This window comes from Komagataeibacter europaeus, assembly GCF_002173515.1.
In the GTDB taxonomy this organism is placed as follows: Bacteria; Pseudomonadota; Alphaproteobacteria; order Acetobacterales; family Acetobacteraceae; genus Komagataeibacter; species Komagataeibacter europaeus.
The window spans coordinates 2080609-2101403 of record NZ_CP021467.1; the positions used below are offsets into that span (position 1 = coordinate 2080609).

Genomic DNA, 20795 nt, shown 5'->3' on the forward strand with positions numbered 1-20795 from the left:
CCACCCCGGTATGGCTGGTCAGACCAGCCGCCCGTGGCAGTGCTTGTATTTCTTGCCCGACCCGCAGGGGCAGGGCGAATTGCGCGAGACCTCGCCCCAGCTGGACGGGTCATCGGGCATGACCGCAGCCCCGCCGATGGGCGTCGCCATGGACGGCTCCGGCTGGCGGCCCGTCGCATCGGGCATGAGGCCGGGGCCCGGCTCGTTCTCCAGCCCCGGCACCTCGGGGTCGGAATGGATTTCGGCAACACCGGCAAAGGGGTTGTCAATCGGCGGCGGCGCCATTTCCACCCGCGCCATGGTGGAGGTCACGCGCACCCGCAGGTGATCAAGCATGGCGTGGAACAGCTCGAACGCCTCGTGCTTGAACTCGTTCAGCGGGTCCTTCTGGCCATAGGCGCGCAGGCCGATGCCCTGACGCAGCTGGTCAAGGGCCAGCAGGTGTTCCTTCCATACCGCGTCAAACGTGGTCAGCAGCACCTGCTTTTCCACATAGCGCATGACGGACGGGCCGAAATTGGCGGCCCGGCTGGCCTGTGACTGGGCGGCCGCCTGCTCGATCCGTTCGGCCACGACCGTGCCGTCCACGCCGTCTTCCTTCGCCCATTCCGCAATCGGCAGGGTCAGGTTCAGCGTGGCCTGCACATCCTGCGCCAGTTCATCCTTCAGCCACTGCTCGGGGAAGGATTTTTCGGGAATGCGCCGGGCCACCATGTCATGGATCACGTCTTCACGCATTTCGGTGATGATGGGGGAGACATCCTCTGCCGCCATGTATTCCCGGCGCTGGGCATAGACCTCCTTGCGCTGGTCATTCATCACGTCATCATATTTGAGCGTGTTCTTGCGCATGTCGAAGTTGCGGGCCTCGACCTTCTTCTGCGCGCGCTCAAGGGCCTTGTTGATCCAGGGATGCACGATCGCCTCCCCTTCCTTCAGGCCCAGCTTCTGCAGCATGTTGCCCATGCGGTCGGTACCGAATATGCGCATGAGGTCATCTTCAAGCGAGATGAAGAAGCGCGAATTGCCCGGATCGCCCTGACGCCCCGCGCGGCCGCGCAGCTGGTTGTCGATACGGCGGCTTTCATGCCGTTCGGTGCCGATGACATACAGGCCGCCCGCCTTGCGTACGATATCGTGGTCGCGGGCCACCGTCTCCCGCAGTTCCTGCTCGCTGCGGGCATAGTCTTGCGGATCCTCGATCCCGGCAAGGCGCTGGTGGATCAGCATGTCCACATTGCCGCCAAGCTTGATGTCCGTGCCACGCCCGGCCATGTTGGTGGCGATGGTGATGGCCCCGGGCGCACCGGCCTGCGCCACGATCTCGGCCTCGAGTTCATGGAACCGGGCGTTAAGCACGTTGTGCTTGATGCCGTGCTGGCGCAGCAGGGAGGAGAGGTACTCGCTCTTCTCGATCGACGTCGTGCCCACCAGCACCGGCTGGCCGGATGTCTTGCTGATGTCCTTGATGAGGTTGGCGACCGCTTCGTATTTCTCCCGCGCGGTCAGGTAGACCTCGTCATCGTCGTCCTTGCGCGCGACGGGCAGGTTGGTCGGAATCTCGATCACGTCGAGCTTGTAGATATCCGCGAATTCATCCGCTTCCGTCATGGCCGTGCCGGTCATGCCGGACAGGCGGGGATACATGCGGAAGTAGTTCTGGAACGTGATGGAGGCCAGGGTCTGGTTTTCCTGCTGGACCTCGACATGCTCCTTGGCTTCCAGCGCCTGATGCAGGCCGTCCGAATAGCGGCGGCCTTCCATCATGCGGCCGGTGAATTCGTCAATGATCACCACCTTGCCACCACGCACGATGTAATCGACATCGCGGGTGAACAGCGTATGCGCGCGCAGCGACTGCTGCACGTGGTGGATCACCGCCACGTTATTGCTGTCATACAGGCCGCCTTCATGCAGCACGCCCGCGCCACGCAGCAGTTCCTCCACCTGTTCCGCGCCCTTTTCCGTCAGGATGACGGAGCGGAATTTCTCATCCTTCTCATACGCTTCGGGGTCGGCCACCAGGGCGACCATCACCTCATCCACCGCGCGGTACAGGTCGGAACTGTCCTCGGCGGGGCCGGAGATGATGAGCGGGGTCCGCGCCTCATCGATCAGGATCGAATCGACTTCATCGACAATGGCGTGGTGGAAGGGCCGCTGGACCATGTCCTCCACGCGGTACTTCATGTTGTCACGCAGGTAGTCGAAGCCGAATTCGTTGTTGGTACCGTAAGTTATGTCGGCACGGTAGGCGGCGCGGCGTTCGTCCTCGGGCATGTTGGGCACGACCACGCCCACGCTCAGCCCCAGGAATTCATACAGCTTGCCCATCTGGTCGGCATCGCGGCTGGCAAGGTAGTCGTTGACGGTCACGACATGCACGCCCTTGCCCGCCAGCGCGCTGAGATAGACGGCAAGCGTCGCGACAAGGGTCTTGCCCTCACCGGTGCGCATTTCCGCAATCTTGCCATCATGCAGGACCATGCCACCAATCAGCTGCACATCGAAATGTCGCATGCCCAGCACGCGCTTCGAGGCCTCGCGGCAGACGGCGAAGGCTTCGGGCAGCAGGGCATCCAGCGTTTCGCCCCTGGCAAGGCGTTCACGGAATTCGGGCGTCTTGGCGGCAAGGGCCGCATCGTCCAGCGCCTGGACCTGGGGCTCAAGCGCGTTGATCGCGGGCACGCGCCGCTGGTACGATTTCAGCGCCCGGTCATTGGCGGTTCCGAACAGGGCGCGGGCAATACTGGCGAACATGAAGACCTTCCCGGAATGGCATTCCCGCACGCCCGCGACGGACCGGCGGGGGCGGGGGCAGGCTTTGGCGGATAAAATTCTCGCGCGGAGACATGAGATAGGACCCATGCCGCCAACGGTCAACCGATGGACCGTGGCGCCATGGCAAAAGCGGGGGAAAACGGCCATATCGCATCCGGCCCTTGCAGGCTGGGCCGCCCTTCGCCATGATGCCCGCCGAACGCGTTCATAACTAGGGTTTTTTGCACATGCGGACTATCAGTCCGGCAAAGGCTGTCGCAACGATGGCCCTGCTTGCTTCCTCTTTCATCGTCCCTCCTGCATTCGCGGCGTCCCCCGCCCCGGCGCCCGCCCCCGCGGCGGCCAAGCCGGGCGCGCCCGGCGCGGCGGACCAGAATCCGCTCCTCGCCACGGTGAACGGGCAGGACATCCGTCTCAATGACGTGCGGCAGGCCATGGCCACGATGCCCGAGCAGCTGCGCAAGCTGCCCGACAACATCATCGTGCCGATCCTGCTCAACCAGCTTGTGGACCAGCGCGCCATCCAGGTCGCGGCGGCCAAGGCCGGGCTGGACAAGCAGCCCGACGTCCAGCAGCAGATGCAGCAGGCGGCGCAGAATGCGCTGCAGAATGCCTATCTGTCGGCACAGGTCGCCCCCACGCTGACCGATGATGCGGTCAAGGCGTATTACGACAAGAACTACGCCAACAAGCCGGGTGCTGAAGAAATCCACGCCCGCCACATCCTGGTGCAGACCGAGGCCGAGGCCAACGACGTCATCAAGCAGCTCAAGGCCGGAGCCGACTTTGGCCAGCTGGCCACCAAGCTGTCCAAGGATCCCGGATCCGCCAAGCAGAATGGCGGCGACCTGGGCTGGTTCAAGAAGGGTGACATGCTGCCGACCTTCTGGGACGCGGCATCTTCCATGCAGCCCAACACCTTCAGCCAGACCCCGGTCCACACCCAGTACGGCTGGCACGTGATCCAGGTGCTGGGCAAGCGCACCGCGCCGACGCCCACGCTGGACGCGACCCGCGACCAGATCCGCCAGAAGCTGATCCAGGAAGGCGTGCAGAAGGCCGTCAGCAACGCCCTGTCGCAGGTCAAGGTCGTGCGCTTTGGCCCGGACGGCAAGCCGCTGCCTGAACAGCCCGCGGCCCACTGATCCAAGGCTGCGGCGCGGGCGGGATGCAACCGCGTTCCCGCCCGCGCCGCTGAATAATATCCGTTCCCCGTTTCCCGCTGTCATCCAAGGATCCTGACCGACCATGGCCAATGCCCTGCCCGTCTCCCCCCTTGCCCGGCCAATGCCTGAACTTCCGCCCGTGGCGGGCGTACGTTTCGGCGCAACGGCGGCAGGCATCCGTTACAAGGGACGCACCGACCTGGTGATGGCGGAATTCGCGCCGGGCACGACGGTGGCGGGTGTCTATACCCGCAGCAAGTGCCCCGGCGCGCCGGTGGACTGGTGCCGCGCCGCGATGGCCGATGGCCGCGCGCGGGCGCTGGTGGTCAATGCGGGAAACGCCAATGTCTTTACCGGCCGCGCGGGCTTCGAGGCGACGCAGGCCAATGCGGCCGACGCGGCGCGACTGGTCAATTGCGCGGCAAGCGAGGTTTTCCTCGCCTCCACCGGCGTAATCGGTGAAATCCTGCCCTACCAGAAGATTTCAGCCGCCCTGCCCGGCCTGTACGCCACCCTGTCGGATGACGGGTGGGCGGATGCCGCGCGTGGCATCATGACCACCGATACCTTTCCCAAGGCCGCGACCCGCACGGCGCGCATTGGCGAAACGACGGTGCGCATCCAGGGCATTGTCAAGGGCAGCGGCATGGTGGCACCGGACATGGCGACCCTGCTGTCCTTCATCGCGACCGATGCGAAACTGCCCGCAGGCGTGATCCAGTCCCTGCTGACCGATGGGGTCAACCGCAGCTTCAACTGCATTACGGTGGATTCGGATACCTCCACCTCCGACATGATCCTGCTGTTCGCCACGGGGCAGGCCGGCAATACGGAAATCGGGGATGCGCAGTCGCCGCATCTGGCGGATTTCCGCGAAGCGCTCGATTCCCTGCTGCTGGAACTGGCATTGCTGGTGATCCGCGACGGGGAAGGTGTGACGAAGATGATGCACATCACCGTCACGGGCGCGGTATCCGATGAATCGGCCCACCGCGTGGCCATGGCCGTGGCCAATTCCCCGCTGGTCAAGACGGCCGTGGCGGGGGAAGACGCCAACTGGGGCCGCGTCGTCATGGCGGTTGGCAAATGTGGCGAACCCGCCAACCGCGATACGCTGTCGGTCGGCATTGGCGGGACATGGATTGCCCAAAACGGCACCGTCGTGCCCGATTATGATGAAACCCCCGTTGTCGCGCACATGCGCGGGCAGGAAATCGAGATCACCATCGACCTGGGCCTGGGCAACGGCACGGCGCAGGCATGGGGCTGCGACCTGACGCACGGCTACATCGACATCAACGGATCCTATCGCAGCTAGGCCATGGCGGGCGCCTGATTGCGGGCGCGCACTTTTTTCCTGTTTCGTTGCGCACGCAGCGATGGCATTGCTGTCCGGGTATACCCATCACGTCTGCCAGACAGGAACAGCCTGCATGACAAACCCGTTTTTCCGCCCTGCCTCCACCCCACAGGATGTCTGGACCTATGGGGGGTTCTGGATCCGGGTCGTGGCCTATGTGATCGATTCCATCGTGCTGTGGGCGGTGCTTGGCCTGCTGGGCATGCTGCTGGTGCCGCCCAGCCTCTCGATCTCGATATTCGACCCGCAATCGACGGGGGGCAGCGGGGGGGATTACCGAATCTCCTATATCCAGCCTGCCGACTACACCATCCTGTCCAGCACGCCCCACCTGCACTGGAACGGCAACGGGCTGTTCGAACTGATTACCCTGCTGCTGCCCGCCGCGTATTACATCATGTTCGAGGCGTCATCCCTGCAGGCCACGCCGGGCAAGATCATGTGCAGCATGCGCGTGACCGACCTGTATGGCAACCGCATCACGCTGCTGCGCGCGGCGGGGCGGTATTTCGGCAAATACCTGTCGGCGCTGATCTGTGGGGTGGGGTTCCTCATGGTCATGTGGACACAGCGCAAGCAGGGGCTGCATGACATTCTGGCGGGCACCTGCGTGATCCGCCGCGAGGCCCGGGCCGCCGCCCCGACGCCGCCGCAATGGGGCGGCTGACACAAAAAAACATGACAAAAATGCAACCTTCCCGCCTCTGCCGGCCTTCTATTCTGATATTGAATGTTTTTCCCGCAGCATGACGGTCCGCCCCGCGCAGGAATGCGCGCGGGCGTTTTGGTGTTATGGCGGGGATCCTGACGCTGCGCTGCGCCGGGGTTCCTGATTTTCCAAGGAGGTGAACAATCGGCATGTCGGCCCATTACGCGACAACGGTCCATTCCGCTCCAACCCGGTCCAGACGGGGCGGTATCCTGACATTGCTGGCGGCCTTCATGCTGGCGCTGCTGCCGTGGGCCATGCAGGCCCGCGCGGCGGACACCGACCCGGCGACACAGGGCATAACCAGCCAGCAGGCGCAGCAGGTCCTGTCGGTCATGAACGACCCGCAGAAGCGCGAGGAATTCACCCGCACCCTTGACGCCATCGCCAAGGGACTGCCCGCGCCCAAGCCGGCCCCCGCCGCAGCCCCCGCGAAAAAAGCCGCCCCCGCCGATGTGTCGCTTGAACCCGACAGCATCAGCAGCGAAACCATGAGCGAACTGACCCACATACGCGACCTCGCGTTGCAGCAGGGCCAGAACTTCATGGGGCTGTTCAAGGATCTGGCCTTTGTGGGCCGGTGGGTCCACTCCATCCTGTCCAATGCGGATTCGCGCCGGATCCTGCTGGATGCGATGGGTCGCGCCAGCATCATCTTCATCCTGGCCCTTGTCGCCGAACGCGCGTTGTCCATCGCCATGCGCAAGCCGCTGGCCGGTGTCACCGCGCGCGCGGTGGCGACCGAGCAGCGCCTGAACCAGCGCCTGAAGCGTGAAGACCAGGCGGACCAGAACCAGCCTGCCCCGCCACCCGCCTCCACTGCCGATGCACAGGCCGAACAGCAGACCGAACAGGCCCGCCAGAACGATGACCGCCAGCAGCATGAAACGCTGCGCATCATCACGCGCATTCCCTATTCACTGCTGCACCTGCTGATCAAGCTGCTGCCGGTCGCCCTGTTCTGCGGGCTGGGTTATGGCGCATCCGCGCTGTTCACCTCCACCCACCAGGCCGCGATGGTCACCATCACGCTGACGAACGCCTATGTGATCGCGCGCGTGATCTACCTGCTGCTCGAAACGGTGTTCGTGCCGCATTCCCCCACCATCCGCCTGTGCAGCGCGTCGGATGCCACGGCGCGCATGGTCACGCGGTGGTGGAACTTCCTTGTCGCAGCACCTTCCATCGTGGTGTGCCTGTCCACGCTGGGTGGCGTGTTCGACATGCCGGCCCGCGGCACGGAAGCCATCATTCGCGCCGTGGTGCTGATCGAACATATCCTGATCGCGATCTTCATCTGGCGCATCCGCCACCATGTGGCCGCAGCACTGCAGCCGTCGGCGCGCCTGCGTGAAAAGCCGTTCTGGATCTTCGTGGGCAGGATGGTCCGCTTCTGGTGGATCCCGGCCATGTTCTTCGACCTTGCGCTGTGGCTGGTCTGGGCTACCCAGATCCGTGGCGGCTATGCCTGGATCCTGCGCACGCTGTCGCTGACCATCGTGGTCATCCTTGGGGCGCGGCTGCTGTCCGTGCTGGCCTTCAGCATGCAGAACAAGATTTTCCATGTGCCCGAGGCCACCGAAAAGCGCTATCCCGGCCTGCAGGCGCGCGTGGACTACTACTACCCCATCGCGCGGCGCGCGCTGTCGGTGCTGCTGACATTCGTGACCATCGTGCTGCTGCTGCAGTCATGGGGCCTGCCTGCGATCCGCTTCTTCCTGCATGGTTCGCTGGGCACCAAGATCGTGGGCGCCATGCTGACGATCATGATCGCCTACACCATCGCCATCGTGGTGTGGGAAGTGGCCAACGCCACGCTGCAGAACCAGATCACCCGGTTCGAGACATCAGACCAGGCATCCCGCGCGACACGCCTGCGCACGGTCCTGCCGATCATCCGCACGGTGCTGCTGACTTTCATCATCATCATCGTGACCGTGACCACGCTGTCGCAGATCGGCATCAACGTCGCCCCGCTGCTGACCGGCGCGGGCATCATGGGTGCCGCCATCGCCTTCGGTTCGCAGAGCCTGGTCAAGGACTTCATCACCGGCTTCTTCATGCTGGTGGAAAATGCGATGCAGGTGGGTGACTGGGTCACCGCGGGCAGTGTCGCAGGCACGGTGGAACACCTGTCGATCCGCACCCTGCGGCTGCGCGCGGTGAACGGGGACCTGCACATCATCCCGTTCTCCTCCGTGACCTCGATTGCCAATACCTCGCGCGATTACAACCTTGTGGTGGTCAGCTTCATGCTGGACCTGTCGGAAGACCCGCACCGTGTCGCGGCGATCCTGAAGGATGAACTGTCGCTGATGCGCAAGGACCCGGTGTATGGTCCGCTGATCAAGTCCGACTTCTCGTTCCTGGGTGTCGAGCAGGCGGACGGGAACGGGGCCAAGTTCCTTGGTTCCATCCGCACGGCAGCGGGCGCGAAGTGGAAGGTCTATCGTGAATATTACAGCCGTCTGGGCGCACGCATGGTGAAGGAAAAGGTCGCATTCCCGATCCCGACTTCGGTCAACCTGCTGGCCAATGGCCCGAGCGGCGCGCTGCGCATGAACATGGAGGAAGATCCGGCCACGCTACTTGCCGCGCGCGAAGCACAGCCGGACGCGCCGAAACCGGCGGCCCCGAAGGCCCAGGCCGATGGCGACGGACAGGCGGCCAGCCCCAAGGGAAATGAACCCTCCAATGGCTGACGGCACGCCCACGCTGCTGGCGCGGCTGGAATCCCCCCTGCGCACGGATGGCTTCGCCTTCGTGCCAGCGGGGGAGATGCGCCCCCTGCTGGAACAGTACGGGCTGCGGGACTGGGCCAGTTTCGCCGCCAGCTGGAACCGGCTGGGGCTGGATCGCTACATGGCGGATGGCGGGCGTTACCGCCGCCGTCGTCATGCCACCTTCGCCATCAGCGACGGTGGCATCCAGCGCAAGAAACACCAGCCCCATTACCAGAGCCGCGATTACAACGAACTCAATGGCGGGATCGAACGCTGGTTCCGCGCGGTGGAACCGGAAGTGGGCACGCACCCCGCACTGCGCGCCATCCTGCGGCTCATGCACCGGATCGTCGCCGACCTGACCGACCCGGCCAGCATGCCCGATACATGGCACACCGAAATCCACCAGTTCCGGATCGAGGCGCTGGATGACAGTCCCGGCCAGCCCACGCCGGAAGGGCTGCACCGCGATGGCGTGGACTGGGTCATGGTCGTAATGATCCGGCGCGAGAACGTCATGTCCGGCGAAACCGCGATTCATGACCTGCAGCGCACCATGGTGGGCAGCTTCATGCTGGATGAGCCGCTGGATACGGCGGTAGTCAATGACAACCGTGTCTATCATGGGGTGACGGCGGTCAGGCCCCTTGACCCCACGCGACCGGCCTATCGTGACGTACTGGTCGTGACATTCCGCCACCAGTGATGCAGGCGCGGTCCGGGGCGTGGAAGCATTTCTGCACGCTTGCGCTGGAGACCATGCTGGCGCTGGGCGGCGGCCTTTATCTGTTCATCGTAACGGTTGACCCGTGGGACGTGCTGCCCCTTTCCCCCCGCCTGCCCCGCATTCCCATTACATCCAACGCCCGCTACACCATGCCCGCGCTGGCCCGTGACCCGCGCTTCGATTCCGTCATGCTGGGCACGTCCACCAGCAGGCTGATCCAGCCCGCCGTGATGGACCACGCACTGGGCACGCATTTCCTGAACATGTCCATGAACAGCGCCAGCCCGTGGGAACAGGCGCGCGAACTTGACATCTTCCTGCGCGCGCACCCCGCCCCGCGTATTGTCATGATCGATATGGACGCCGCCTGGTGCCATGAACGCCCCGGCAGCCTGACATCCCCCAACCGGCCGTGGCCGGAATGGATGTACGGCCACCCGGCCTGGACCGGCTACCTGCACATGGCCAGCCTGTACGCCCTGCAGGAAGCCACCAACCAGTTCCTGTGGCTGGTGGGACTGAAGGCCCAGCGTTTCGGCCTGGATGGCTACACCAGCTTTGTCCCGCCCGATGACCGGTATGACCGGCTGCGGGGGCGGGTCCAGGCCGCCTTCGACCACTGGGCGCCGCCTGACAATACCCCGGCGCCACCCGGCATGGCCGGGACACCACCAGCTACCATGGCGCTGCTGGATTCAATGGTTGGACGCATGCCTGCCTCCACCATCCGCATCCTGTGGTTTCCGCCTGCATCCGCCTTCCTGCACGGAACGGCGGGCGGCATTGCGGCGACCCGTCTGCAGGCATGCAGGCTGGGGGTGGAAAGGATCGCGGCCCACCAGCCCAACGTGATCGCCCTTGATTTCAACCATGACGGCCCACTGACGGAAAACCGTGACAATTTCTGGGATCCGCTGCATTACCGACTCCCCGTGGCCCGGCGGCTGATGGCGGATATCACGGCTGTCGTGCAGGGCAGGCCGGTTGCGGATCCAGCGCTGGACAGGCTGCATGACCCGCATGACGGCCCCGATATGGGCCGGCCGTAGCCCAAAGCCATGCGCTGCCATCGCGGAACCTCCACACCGGCGGGGCTTGTGCCGGGCGGGTCATCTGGTATGGAAAACAGAATATCATGGGGTGCCCGCCATACGCATGCGCGACGCAGTCATGTAACGTGGACGGGGATCATTTTGTGCATGCCGCCCCCGTGACCGGGCAGGCAAGGTTGCGGCACTGAGGTTGGAGAGGCTGGTGAATACGTCCGTCAATGGTGCGCCGCAATGGCATCTTCAGCCCGAGGCGAACCGGACCCTTGTCACGCTGTCAGGGGACTGGATTGCACAGGAAGGACGCACACCCGCCTTTCCCGCCGGCGCCCTGAAGGATGTGCCGCATGATGAGCCGGTCGAATTCCGCACGGACCAGCTTGGCAGGTGGGATACATCACTGATCAGCTTCCTGTGGGAACTCAAGCGCAGCGCGCGCGAAGCCCATGTGAACGTCGACACCAACACCCTGCCGGAATCCGCGCACAAGCTGCTGGACCTGCTGCCTGAAATCCCGCCCGAACCGACACCGCCCCCGCCCCACCATTTCGCACCGGTGGCGGCGGTGGGGCAGTTCACGCTCGATACCCTGAACGAGGTCGGCTGTGTCAGCGAAATGGGCGCGGCCGCGGCCCGGGGCGGCCTCGCCTCGCTGGTCGGGCGCGGGATGATGCGCACCGTCGACCTCATGTCCGACCTGAACGCGGCGGGGCCTGCGGCGCTGCTGATCGTGGGCGTGGTGAATTTCCTGGTCGGCGCGATCCTTGCCTTTGTCGGTTCGGTGGAACTGCATAAATTCGCGGCCGACATCTATGTCGCAAGCCTTGTGGCCATTGCCATGGTGCGCGAGATGTCCGCCGTCATGACCGCCATCATCATGGCCGGGCGCACGGGTGGCGCCTATGCCGCGCGCATTTCCACCATGCAGGCCAATGAAGAAATCGACGCGCTGCAGGTATTCGGCATTCCGGTTTCCAGTTACCTGATCCTGCCTTCGGTGCTTGCCCTCGCCTTCACCATGCCGCTGCTTTACCTGTACGGCTGCCTGATCGGCATGCTGGGCGGGTTCTTTGTATCCTACATCATGCTTGATGTATCGCCGCTGGGCTACTTCCACGAAACGATCCAGGCGCTGCCGCTGGACCAGTTCACCTTCGGCTTCATCAAGAGCTTCGTATTCGGCACCTTTGTCGGCCTGACCAGCTGCCGCATCGGGCTGAAGGCCGGGCGCAGCGCCGCCGACGTGGGCATTGCCGCGACCAAGGCCGTGGTCGTGGGCATCGTGGGCGTGATCGCCCTTGATGCGGTCTTCGCGGTTATCGCCAATGTCATCGGGATCTGACCGCCATGAATGATACGAACACCCAGATGCCCGCCACCGATGACCGTCCGGTGATGATTTCCGTCGATGACGTGACCCTGGCCTTCGGCAGCAAGGTAATCCAGCATGACGTGTCCTTCCGTGTGAAACGGGGCAGCATCTTTGCGGTCATGGGCGGGTCGGGCTGCGGCAAGAGCACCCTGCTCAAGAGCATGATCGGCCTGCTGCGCCCCACCCATGGCACATATCTGGTGGAAAAGGACAATTACTGGGCGGGCGACGATGCCAGCCGCGTGCGTATCGGGCGGCGTTTCGGCGTCCTGTTCCAGAGCGGCGCGCTGTGGAGTTCCATGACCGTAGGCGAAAACGTCGCCCTGCCCATGCAGATGTTCACCAGACTGAAACCGGACGTGATCCGCCAGCTTGTGGAACTCAAGCTGGGGCTGGTGGGCATGCTGCACGCCATTGACCAGTATCCCTCCGAACTCAGTGGCGGCATGCGCAAGCGCGCGGGCCTTGCGCGCGCCATGTCGCTGGACCCCGATATCCTGTTCTTTGACGAACCTTCCGCCGGGCTGGACCCGATCACATCCGCCCGTCTGGATGAACTGATCCTGAACCTGCGCGACGGGCTGGGGGCGACGATCATCATCGTCAGCCATGAACTGTCCAGCCTGTTCCACATCGCTGATGACGGCATTTTCCTTGATGCCGACCAGAAAACCGCCATTGCCCACGGCTCGCCGCGCTGGCTGCGCGATCATTGCACCGACCCGATGGTCCATGCCTTCATGCACCGTGAACAGCTGGACAGTTCCAGCTCCGCTGGAAACGGGTAATGCCAGTGCCCGGCAGGCAGACGCTGATCGGTTCAGCCGTGCTGGGGGTTGCGGCCATTGCGCTCGTCATACTGGGCGTAAAGGGGTCGCTGCCCCTGCCCGGCCGCACCAGCGAGGCACTGGTGATTTTTGAAAGCCCGACCAACGGGCTGGACATCGGCTCCCCCGTCAATTTCCGGGGCGTGCCGGTGGGTGCCGTCGAACGCATTACGGTCAAGGTCGATCCGGCCAGTCACCATACCTACATGCCGGTCTATATCCTGTTCGACCCCAATCATGCGCCCGGACGCAGCGATCTGCCGCCACTGCCCGAACTGATCAGTAACGGCCTGCGGGCGGAAATGACGCTGCACAGCCTTGTCACCGGGCAGACCGAGCTTGACCTGGACATGGACCCCAGGACACCGGTGCGGCTGCATCCCGGCCTGGTGGACACGGACCTGACGGAAATACCGATGGGACAGACGGCGCTGCAGCAGATGGAGACCATGCTGATCGCAACTTCCGTCCAGCAGCTGCACCATGACCTGCAGACCGCGATGGCCAGCATCCGCAAGCTGGCGGAAGACATGAATCGTGACCTGCCGGGCATGATCGCCAGCATCCGCACGACATCCGCACGCAGTGAGGGGGCGGTGACCCAGATCCGCGCGGCCATTGCGGATGTGGAAAACCGCGCCAGCATCACCATCAACAGGCTGGACAGGCTGATCGCCACCAACAGCCAGCAGTTCGCGGCACGGCGGGCGGAGCTTCTGGCGCTGATCGCCAGTACCCGCCAGACCATGGCACAGGCGCATGAAACCCTTGCCAGCCTGCGTACGCTGACTGACCCGCAATCACGTGACAGGCTCAATCTGGACGATACGATGCGTGATATTATGGAAGCAGGTTACGGGCTGCGCGGATTCGCCAATGAAGTCGAAAGTAATCCGCAACTTCTGCTGATGGGACGCAATAAATGAAAACGCGCCAGCCCGCCGTCTCCCTTTCACGTCTGTATCCGGCCCTGCGGGCAAGTGGCGGATTACTGCTGTCGGCGGTCATGCTGTCGGCCTGTTCCTCGGCCCCGGTCCGCTTTTATACCCTTGGCGCGCCTGCCGTGGCCGTCGGCGCGGAAAGTACCGCCACCCAGCCCATTACGGACAGCACGCCCGTGATCGAGGTCGAACGCGCGCGCATGCCCGATTACCTGGACAGCCAGGACATCATGGTGCGCAACGGCCATGAAATCGAACGCAGCGGGCTGGGTCGCTGGGCCAGCCGCCTGTCGGTGGGCGCGACCGACCTGATCACCGCGCGGCTGGCGCAGAAATGGCCGAACCTGTTCGTAACCGACCAGAGCCAGCCTGACCGGCCGACATGGCGGCTGCAGCTCAATATCAGCCGCCTTGATGTCAGCCGCGACGGCAAATCCGCGCTGAATGCGGACTGGGCCATCATTCCGGAGGATTCGCGCGCCTCCATCCTGCGTAACCGCACCACCATCGTCATGGATGGCAGCACGGCCAGCAACGCCAACATTGCCAAGGTGACCGAAAGCCTGCTGAACGAGCTGAGCGACCGGATCGAGGCAAGCTGGCCCAGCACGGCGGCACCACAGACCGCCATGACCTTCCATCGCCATACCAGAGGCTGACCCTGTGGCGGGACAGGTGCGGTCCTGTCCCGGTCTGGCTTGACCGCGGGAGGGTAAAACGGACCGCGACACCCGGCCCGGTCCGTACGGATGGGGAACCTTTCGGCATGAAAGGCATTGGGTGCGCAACCGTGTCCAGTCTGCCGGAGTATTGTCATGTCCCCATTTTTCCGTGCCCTTCGCAGGGCTGCCTCTGCCGCCAGCCTGTCTGTCGCGCTCGGGTCATCGGGGGCTGGCATGGCCGCGGAAAGCGGGCCGGTCCTCCTGGCGCAGCATCCCGGCACCGAACTGGACCGGCAGGCCCGCAGGCTGGTGGCGCAGGACCTGCATGATGCCGCGAACCAGCGTGAACAGCCCGTACTGCTGACCGGATCGGGCCTGCTATCGGACAACCCGCGCCGCATGGCGCTGTTTGTGCAGTTGCAGTCCGCCAGCCTGTGCGGATCGGCGGGGTGTTCCACGTCCGTGTACCTGCCCGACGGGCATAAATGGACACTGGTGCTGGATTCCGTCAGCGGGCCGATCACCATCACCCCGCAGGTGCATGACAACATGCATGACCTGCTGGTGGATGAGACAGATCGCTGGATCTGGAACGGCACGACCTACATCGATACGCAGGCAGCACCCGAACCCGCGCCCACAGGCCAATAGGCGGCGGCCACGTCCTGCGCGATCGATCCTGTGAATATGGAATTCCGGGGGGATGGTGGAGCGGGTGAAGGGAATCGAACCCTCGTATGCAGCTTGGGAAGCTGCCGTTCTACCATTGAACTACACCCGCATGCCGGCCCTCTATACTGCACAACCCTGACGGATGCAATCACCCCTGCCATACGGGCGGCAGTTGACGCACCCTGCCCTGATCCGCAATAAGCATTGATGTCCGGCGGGCTTCCTGCCGGGCCCTCGTGATTTGATGCGGCCGGCTTGCGGCGAGGTAAAACATACGCGCTAAAGAGGCCTGATCCCGCCCGCAAGGGCGCGGGCATCATGGTTTCCACGGTCGTGAACCGCCTTTGGGGAATGGGCTGCCGGAACAGACCGGCGCTGACCTCTGCCCGTATTCACGCCCATCCCCGTTCACAGGAATTGCCATCCGCCATGACTGACCAGCCTGATCCCAAGTCCTTCCGTCCCGCCACCCGCCTGATCAATGCGGGCCTTGAGCGCACCCCCTATGGCGAAACCAGCGAGGCGATGTTCCTGACCTCCGGCTTTGTCTATGACAGCGCGGAACAGGCCGAAGGCACCTTTACGGGCGATGTCTCGCATTACCAGTATTCGCGCTTTGGCAACCCGACCACATCCAACCTTGAACGCCGCCTGTGTGACCTTGAGGGCGCGGAAGCGTGCGTCCTGACGGCGACAGGCATGGGGGCCGTCTCCTCCGCCCTGCTGGCGCAGGTGCGCGCGGGCGACCGGGTCGTGGCGTCGCGCGCGCTGTTCGGGTCGTGCCACTGGATCGTGGCCGAACTGCTGCCGCGCTACGGTGTGGAAACCATATTCGTTGATGGCGGCGACATGGCGGCATGGAAGGAAGCGCTCGGCAAGCCCACGCGCGCCGTGCTGCTGGAAAGCCCGTCCAACCCGATGCTGGATGTGCTGGATATCCGCATGATCTGCGACCTGGCGCACCAGGCCGGGGCGACGGTGGTGGTGGACAACGTCTTTGCAACCCCGCTGTACCAGAAGCCGCTGGAACTGGGGGCGGACGTGGTGGTGTATTCATGCACCAAGCATATCGACGGACAGGGCCGCGTGCTGGGCGGCGCGGTGCTGGGCAATGCCAAGTGGATTGACGAGGTCCTGCGTCCCTTCACCCGCAATACCGGCAACAGCCTGTCCCCCTTCAACGCATGGGTCATGCTGAAAAGCATCGAGACACTGGGCCTGCGTGTAAACGCCATGACGCAGAATGCCGCGAAAGTGGCGGACTTCCTGGCGGAAGCGCCTGGCATCGTCCGGGTCTTCTATCCCGGCCGCAAGGACCACCCGCAGTACGAACTGGCGAAGAAGCAGATGTCCGCCGGTTCCACACTGGTGGCGTTCGAGGTCGAGGGCGGCAAGGAAGGGGCGTTCGCCTTCATGAACGCGCTGCGCCTGATCTCGATTTCCAACAACCTTGGCGATGCGCGCTCCCTTGTCACGCATCCGGCCACGACCACACACATGAAACTGGCGCCCGAAGAACGCGCCCGGCTTGGCATTACCGATGGGGCGATCCGCTTTTCCGTCGGGCTGGAAGATGCCGACGACCTGATTGACGACCTCAAGCGCGGCATCGCGGCGCTGGCCAACCGGTAAGCAAGGAGCAGTCCCGTCATGAGCAAGAACAGGCCTTTCCCTCCCCCCGGCGGGGAAGGAGCGGAGTCCCCGCTGGGCGAGACAATGGACAATACCCCCTGTTTCGAAGCGACGACCGATGACGTGCGCGTGGTTGTCCAGACCTTCTGGCTGGATGACCAGTCGGAACCGGACGAACACCGTTATGTATGGGCTTACCGGATCCGTATCGAAAACCACGGCACGGAACAGATCCAGCTGCTACGCCGCAGCTGGCGCATCGTGGACGGGAAGGGACGGATCGACCGGGTGGAAGGCGACGGCGTGGTGGGGGAACAGCCCCTTATCGACGCCGCGGCCAGTTTCGAATACATGTCCGGGGCCGCCCTTGAAACGCCAACCGGCTTCATGGGGGGCATGTACCACATGATCCGTCCCGCCAGCCGGCAGCATTTCGATGTCAGCATTCCCGTATTCAGCCTGGATAGCCCGCATCACCCGACCGTTCTCCACTGAATTTTCCCTCTGCGGCGTGTCCGTGCCGGATATGCCCATGCAACAAGAACCAACAGCATGACTCCCATCGATTCCCGCCCCTCCCGCACGGAAGCAGAGGAGGCCGTCCGCACCCTGCTGCGCTGGGCGGGTGAAGATCCCGACCGCGAGGGGCTGCGTGACACGCCCCAGCGCGTCATAAAATCCTATGACGAATTCTTCTGCGGCTACGCGGAAGATCCGGTCGACCTGCTGCGCCGCACTTTCTCGGAAGTCGATGATTATGACGAGATGGTGCTGCTGCGCGATATCCGCGTGGAAAGCCATTGCGAACACCATATGGTGCCCATCATTGGCGTGGCGCATGTGGCCTACCTGCCGCGCAAGCGGGTGGTGGGGATTTCCAAGCTGGCCCGCGTGGTGGACGCCTATGCCCGGCGTTTCCAGATTCAGGAACGGCTGACGGCCCAGATCGCCAATACCATCAACGAGGAACTGCAACCCTATGGCGTGGGCGTGGTGATCGAGGCATCGCACCAGTGCATGACCACGCGTGGCGTGCATCGTCCCGGCGTGTCGATGGTCACCAGCCGCATGCTGGGCACCTTCCGCACCAATTCGGATACGCGGCGCGAATTCCTGTCGATACTCAACCGTCCGGCCATGAACAGCAGCGGTATCTGATTGATAAAAAATAAAAGTTTTTGGGTGCCGCCTTTTTTCAAAAAGGCGGCATTCTTCTGTATCAATTACAAAACGCTATAGGGTGACTTTTGCCCCCAGCACGGCAATGAACTGCGCAAGCCATGCCGGGTGGGCCGGCCATGCGGGCGCCGTGACCAGCTTCCCATCGGTAATCGCGGCATCCAGCGCGATATCGGCATAGATACCATCCGCCAGTTCCACTTCCGGACGGCAGGCGGGATAGGCTGAAACCTTCCGTCCCGCAATGATACGCGCTGCGGCCAGAAGCTGGCCTGCATGGCAGATCGCGGCAATCGGCCGGTCGGCAAAGGCGCGGACCAGTTCGATCACGCGCGCATCCAGCCGCAGGTATTCCGGCGCCCGCCCGCCAGGCAGGACAAGACCCGCATAACCGGCATGACTGATGTCATCAAACGTTGCATTCAGCGCAAAGCGGTGCCCCGGTTTTTCGCTGTAGGTCTGAGCGCCCTCAAAATCATGAATGGCGGTCAGGACATGCTCGCCCTTCTTGCGGCCGGGACACACCGCATCAACGTGATAGCCCAGCATGGTCAGAGCCTGATAGGGCACCATGACCTCATAATCCTCGACATAATCGCCAGCCAGCAAAAGCAGCCTTGGTACGCTCATTATCCGTTTCCTTCCCGTTATCCGGTCAGTCGTGATGGTCGTCCGGGGACAGGTGTTCACGCAGCCGGGGCATGAGTTCGACAAAATTGCAGGGCACATGCCGGCTGTCGAGCTGCCAGACCAGTATGTCGTCCCACCCGTCCTTCACCGCGCCGGATGATCCGGGCAGCGCGAACAGATAGGTCCCGTTCGCGACCCCGGCCAGTGCGCGCGACTGGATCGTGGACGTACCGATTTTCTGGTAGGACAGCATGCGGAACAGCTCCCCAAAACCTTCGATCCGTTTTTCGATCACTTTATCGAAAGCCTCCGGCGTGACATCGCGGCCCGTCACTCCCGTGCCGCCCGTCGAAATGACGACATCCACCTGCGGGTCCGCCACCCACCCCGACAGGGTGGTGGCAAGGCGGTCGACATCATCGGGCACGATGGCGCGCGCGGCCACGACATGCCCTGCCGTGGTGATGCGCGCGGCCAGTATATCACCGGATCTGTCCGTTTCCGGCGTGCGGGTATCAGATACCGTCAGCACCGCGATGCGGACAGGCAGGAAGGTTTTTTTCATATCAAGTCGCGACATGAAACCATGTTCACCATTCCCGCGCCGTGGCGTCAACGGGCAGCGCGGCAGGAGGGCGCGCCACCATTCCGACAGGGAAATAATGAGTAATATGTGAGAACAAACACGAAATTCTGATGTATTTGTGCATTGCACAAAAAAACATATGCATGAATAGTAACATTCTACATAAATCTATTGATATAACAAAAAAAAATCCTTTACCGTTATTTTACAAAACATTAGTTTTTACATAATTCCCCTGCCAAGGTTTATATTCGGCATGAAATATGCTATCGATACGCGGATGACCAGAACGTTCCCCCGATTTTTTATACCGCTATCCCTGCTTCTTCTTGCGTTTTTCACCCAAAGTGAAACCGCATCGGCACAGGCCATTCCCGGCGAAGGGCAGGGTGTGATCGGTTCTCAGCCCAGCCTGAACGTCAATTCACGACGTAATGTTCCTGTAAACGATCCGGGATCGTTTTTTAGCGCGCCCTACGGAAACCAGCATTTTTTCGGGGACTGGGCCGGACTTCAGCCCTTCCTGCTGAAACATGGCGTGCATATCGAAGCCGATGTGCATGAAGAACTGGCAGGCAACTTCCGCGGTGGCGCCAAGCAGGGCGTGACCGATGCGGGCCAGGTTGGCGTGGAAGTCGATATCGACTGGCACAAGCTGGCCGGTGCACCGAAGAATTTCTGGACACATACCATGATCGTGAACGGTCATGGCCGTAATGACAGTACGGACTACATTCACGATTCCCTTGCCGGCGTGCAGCAGATCTACGGTGCCCGTGGTAACGTGGTTGCCCATCTGGTCTACATGTATGCCGAACAGTCCCTGTTCCATAACCGGCTGGACATCAGCGCGGGCTGGATTCCGGTGGGCAGCTTCTTTGCCGCATCCCCGCTGTTCTGTGACTTCATGAACGTGTCGATATGCGGTAACCCCGCGCCGGGCAAATACGTGCCGGGCGGGCGTGACTGGCCTTCGGGTAACCTGGGGGTCGTGGCCCGCGTCATGCCGACCGTCGATACATACATCATGGCCAGTATGTTCGCCGTATCGCCGCATTCCTATAACGGTGGCATTTCAGGCTGGTCATGGGCGCAGAGTGGCCTTGGCAAATTCTCCACCCCGGTGGAATTCGGCTGGCTGCCGGAATTCGGCCCCCACCACCTGGCCGGTCACTACAAGGCGGGCTACGGCTACGACAATTCCCAGTACAGCGACCTGTATCAGGACATCAACGGCAATTCCGCCGTGTTGACCGGCCGGCCGTTCCGCAAGCAGTCGGGCGTCAGTACCGCATGGTTCCAGGCAGACCAGATGTTCATGCGCAATGGCGCGGGTCCGACCAACGGCCTGATCGCGCTGGCGGGCTTCATGTATACGTCGGGCAAGGTCTCGGCGATGAAGTACCATGCATGGGCCGGCATCGTAGAAACCGGCGCGCGATGGGGCCGTCCGCTCGATACGGTGGGGGCGATGTTCCATTATTTCGAAATGAGCCGTGCATCCGTCCTGCAGCAGGAATCCTCGGTGCTGGCGGGCACGCCGTTCCTGACCAACCAGTGGGGCAAGGCATGGGGCATCCAGACGCATGAGGATGTGTACGAAGTGTTCTACAACATCCATACCGCACGTGGCATGAGCTTCCAGCCGGACTTCCAGTATATCAACCGCCCCGGCGGCACCACGACCTATCATGATGCGGCGGTGATGGGCCTGCAGTTCAACTGCATCCTGTAACGCCCCCTTCATCAAGGGGATTTCCCACGGTATGGGAGGCGGAT

18 protein-coding genes, 1 tRNA gene and 1 riboswitch are annotated in these 20795 nt (G+C 63.1%); of the genes, 15 read left to right on the forward strand and 4 right to left on the reverse strand.

Translation table 11 applies throughout. The features are described from left to right. Nucleotides 1–18: 18 nt before the first annotated feature. Nucleotides 19–2760, reverse strand: coding sequence for a preprotein translocase subunit SecA (secA, locus tag S101446_RS09585; RefSeq protein WP_087608246.1), 2742 nt, complete (start codon nt 2758–2760; stop codon nt 19–21). Between the two features lie 284 nt (nt 2761–3044). On the opposite strand from secA, the gene S101446_RS09590 reads away from it, so the two are divergent. The 11 genes from S101446_RS09590 to S101446_RS09640 all read left to right on the forward strand — a co-directional run bounded on the left by S101446_RS09590 (nt 3045) and on the right by S101446_RS09640 (nt 14968). Continuing rightward, on the forward strand, nt 3045–3926 hold the full coding sequence (locus S101446_RS09590; RefSeq protein ID WP_087608247.1) for a peptidylprolyl isomerase: 882 nt from the start codon (nt 3045–3047) through the stop codon (nt 3924–3926). A gap of 103 nt (nt 3927–4029) precedes the next feature. Next, nucleotides 4030–5265 (forward strand): bifunctional glutamate N-acetyltransferase/amino-acid acetyltransferase ArgJ, encoded by a 1236-nt coding sequence (gene argJ / locus S101446_RS09595; protein WP_010509090.1) that lies wholly within the window; start codon nt 4030–4032, stop codon nt 5263–5265. Between the two features lie 115 nt (nt 5266–5380). Further along, nucleotides 5381–5974, forward strand: a complete 594-nt coding sequence (locus S101446_RS09600; protein ID WP_010509089.1) for an RDD family protein — start codon at nt 5381–5383, stop codon at nt 5972–5974. Nucleotides 5975–6165: 191 nt separating this feature from the next. After that, nucleotides 6166–8718: a mechanosensitive ion channel family protein gene (locus S101446_RS09605; protein ID WP_208620509.1), complete on the forward strand. Its 2553-nt coding sequence runs from the start codon at nt 6166–6168 to the stop codon at nt 8716–8718. Next, entirely contained in the window at nt 8711–9445 is a 735-nt protein-coding gene (locus S101446_RS09610; protein WP_010509085.1) for a 2OG-Fe dioxygenase family protein, read from the forward strand. The genes S101446_RS09605 and S101446_RS09610 overlap by 8 nt, the downstream gene beginning before the upstream one ends. Next, entirely contained in the window at nt 9445–10515 is a 1071-nt protein-coding gene (locus tag S101446_RS09615) for a hypothetical protein (protein ID WP_087608249.1), read from the forward strand. The genes S101446_RS09610 and S101446_RS09615 overlap by 1 nt, the downstream gene beginning before the upstream one ends. A 205-nt stretch (nt 10516–10720) precedes the next feature. Beyond that, a complete protein-coding gene (locus S101446_RS09620) occupies nt 10721–11857 on the forward strand; it encodes an MlaE family ABC transporter permease (RefSeq protein WP_029335425.1) in 1137 nt (378 codons plus the stop codon). A 5-nt stretch (nt 11858–11862) separates the two neighbouring features. Then, nucleotides 11863–12675: an ABC transporter ATP-binding protein gene (locus S101446_RS09625; RefSeq protein ID WP_010509078.1), complete on the forward strand. Its 813-nt coding sequence runs from the start codon at nt 11863–11865 to the stop codon at nt 12673–12675. Beyond that, on the forward strand, nt 12675–13640 hold the full coding sequence (locus S101446_RS09630) for an MlaD family protein (RefSeq protein ID WP_087608250.1): 966 nt from the start codon (nt 12675–12677) through the stop codon (nt 13638–13640). Before S101446_RS09625 ends, S101446_RS09630 begins: the two co-directional genes overlap by 1 nt. Beyond that, nucleotides 13637–14314 carry a PqiC family protein gene (locus tag S101446_RS09635; protein ID WP_087608251.1) on the forward strand — a complete coding sequence of 226 codons (678 nt, stop codon included), beginning with the start codon at nt 13637–13639 and terminating at the stop codon, nt 14312–14314. The genes S101446_RS09630 and S101446_RS09635 overlap by 4 nt, the downstream gene beginning before the upstream one ends. A gap of 237 nt (nt 14315–14551) precedes the next feature. Then, entirely contained in the window at nt 14552–14968 is a 417-nt protein-coding gene (locus tag S101446_RS09640) for a hypothetical protein (RefSeq protein WP_029335423.1), read from the forward strand. 56 nt (nt 14969–15024) lie between these two features. Here S101446_RS09640 and S101446_RS09645 read toward each other — a convergent pair. Then, a tRNA-Gly gene (locus S101446_RS09645) sits at nt 15025–15098 on the reverse strand. A 114-nt stretch (nt 15099–15212) separates the two neighbouring features. Then, nucleotides 15213–15293, forward strand: a riboswitch (SAM riboswitch). A 125-nt stretch (nt 15294–15418) separates the two neighbouring features. Between S101446_RS09645 and metZ the strand changes: the two genes are divergently transcribed. The 3 genes from metZ (at nt 15419) to folE (ending at nt 17779) form a co-directional block, all read left to right on the forward strand. Continuing rightward, entirely contained in the window at nt 15419–16621 is a 1203-nt protein-coding gene (gene metZ / locus S101446_RS09650) for an O-succinylhomoserine sulfhydrylase (RefSeq protein ID WP_019090970.1), read from the forward strand. Nucleotides 16622–16705: 84 nt separating this feature from the next. Beyond that, a complete protein-coding gene (gene apaG / locus S101446_RS09655) occupies nt 16706–17116 on the forward strand; it encodes a Co2+/Mg2+ efflux protein ApaG (protein ID WP_029335421.1) in 411 nt (136 codons plus the stop codon). 57 nt (nt 17117–17173) lie between these two features. Then, on the forward strand, nt 17174–17779 hold the full coding sequence (gene folE, locus S101446_RS09660) for a GTP cyclohydrolase I FolE (protein WP_010509068.1): 606 nt from the start codon (nt 17174–17176) through the stop codon (nt 17777–17779). A gap of 75 nt (nt 17780–17854) precedes the next feature. Here the strand turns inward: folE and S101446_RS09665 are convergent, their stop codons facing one another. Both S101446_RS09665 and moaB read right to left on the reverse strand, forming a co-directional pair. Beyond that, nucleotides 17855–18430, reverse strand: a complete 576-nt coding sequence (locus S101446_RS09665; protein ID WP_087608252.1) for a DJ-1/PfpI family protein — start codon at nt 18428–18430, stop codon at nt 17855–17857. Between the two features lie 25 nt (nt 18431–18455). Continuing rightward, the gene (moaB, locus tag S101446_RS09670) at nt 18456–19010 is read right to left on the reverse strand and encodes a molybdenum cofactor biosynthesis protein B (RefSeq protein WP_026019618.1); all 555 of its coding nucleotides are present in this window, start codon (nt 19008–19010) and stop codon (nt 18456–18458) included. A 262-nt stretch (nt 19011–19272) separates the two neighbouring features. On the opposite strand from moaB, the gene S101446_RS09675 reads away from it, so the two are divergent. After that, the gene (locus S101446_RS09675) at nt 19273–20751 is read left to right on the forward strand and encodes a carbohydrate porin (RefSeq protein ID WP_087608253.1); all 1479 of its coding nucleotides are present in this window, start codon (nt 19273–19275) and stop codon (nt 20749–20751) included. Nucleotides 20752–20795: the final 44 nt, after the last annotated feature.

What these genes read in the sequence shown, in the direction of transcription:
- argJ (WP_010509090.1), top strand. Translation starts at nt 4,030, where the DNA reads ATGGCCAATGCCCTGCCCGTCTCCCCCCTTGCCCGGCCAATGCCTGAA.
- S101446_RS09640 (WP_029335423.1), top strand. Translation starts at nt 14,552, where the DNA reads ATGGCCGCGGAAAGCGGGCCGGTCCTCCTGGCGCAGCATCCCGGCACC.
- S101446_RS09605 (WP_208620509.1), top strand. Translation starts at nt 6,166, where the DNA reads ATGTCGGCCCATTACGCGACAACGGTCCATTCCGCTCCAACCCGGTCC.
- S101446_RS09665 (WP_087608252.1), bottom strand. Translation starts at nt 18,430, where the DNA reads ATGAGCGTACCAAGGCTGCTTTTGCTGGCTGGCGATTATGTCGAGGAT.
- S101446_RS09635 (WP_087608251.1), top strand. Translation starts at nt 13,637, where the DNA reads ATGAAAACGCGCCAGCCCGCCGTCTCCCTTTCACGTCTGTATCCGGCC.
- folE (WP_010509068.1), top strand. Translation starts at nt 17,174, where the DNA reads ATGACTCCCATCGATTCCCGCCCCTCCCGCACGGAAGCAGAGGAGGCC.
- S101446_RS09625 (WP_010509078.1), top strand. Translation starts at nt 11,863, where the DNA reads ATGAATGATACGAACACCCAGATGCCCGCCACCGATGACCGTCCGGTG.
- secA (WP_087608246.1), bottom strand. Translation starts at nt 2,760, where the DNA reads ATGTTCGCCAGTATTGCCCGCGCCCTGTTCGGAACCGCCAATGACCGG.
- S101446_RS09630 (WP_087608250.1), top strand. Translation starts at nt 12,675, where the DNA reads ATGCCAGTGCCCGGCAGGCAGACGCTGATCGGTTCAGCCGTGCTGGGG.
- S101446_RS09675 (WP_087608253.1), top strand. Translation starts at nt 19,273, where the DNA reads ATGAAATATGCTATCGATACGCGGATGACCAGAACGTTCCCCCGATTT.
- metZ (WP_019090970.1), top strand. Translation starts at nt 15,419, where the DNA reads ATGACTGACCAGCCTGATCCCAAGTCCTTCCGTCCCGCCACCCGCCTG.
- moaB (WP_026019618.1), bottom strand. Translation starts at nt 19,010, where the DNA reads ATGTCGCGACTTGATATGAAAAAAACCTTCCTGCCTGTCCGCATCGCG.
- S101446_RS09590 (WP_087608247.1), top strand. Translation starts at nt 3,045, where the DNA reads ATGGCCCTGCTTGCTTCCTCTTTCATCGTCCCTCCTGCATTCGCGGCG.
- apaG (WP_029335421.1), top strand. Translation starts at nt 16,706, where the DNA reads ATGGACAATACCCCCTGTTTCGAAGCGACGACCGATGACGTGCGCGTG.
- S101446_RS09600 (WP_010509089.1), top strand. Translation starts at nt 5,381, where the DNA reads ATGACAAACCCGTTTTTCCGCCCTGCCTCCACCCCACAGGATGTCTGG.
- S101446_RS09610 (WP_010509085.1), top strand. Translation starts at nt 8,711, where the DNA reads ATGGCTGACGGCACGCCCACGCTGCTGGCGCGGCTGGAATCCCCCCTG.
- S101446_RS09615 (WP_087608249.1), top strand. Translation starts at nt 9,445, where the DNA reads ATGCAGGCGCGGTCCGGGGCGTGGAAGCATTTCTGCACGCTTGCGCTG.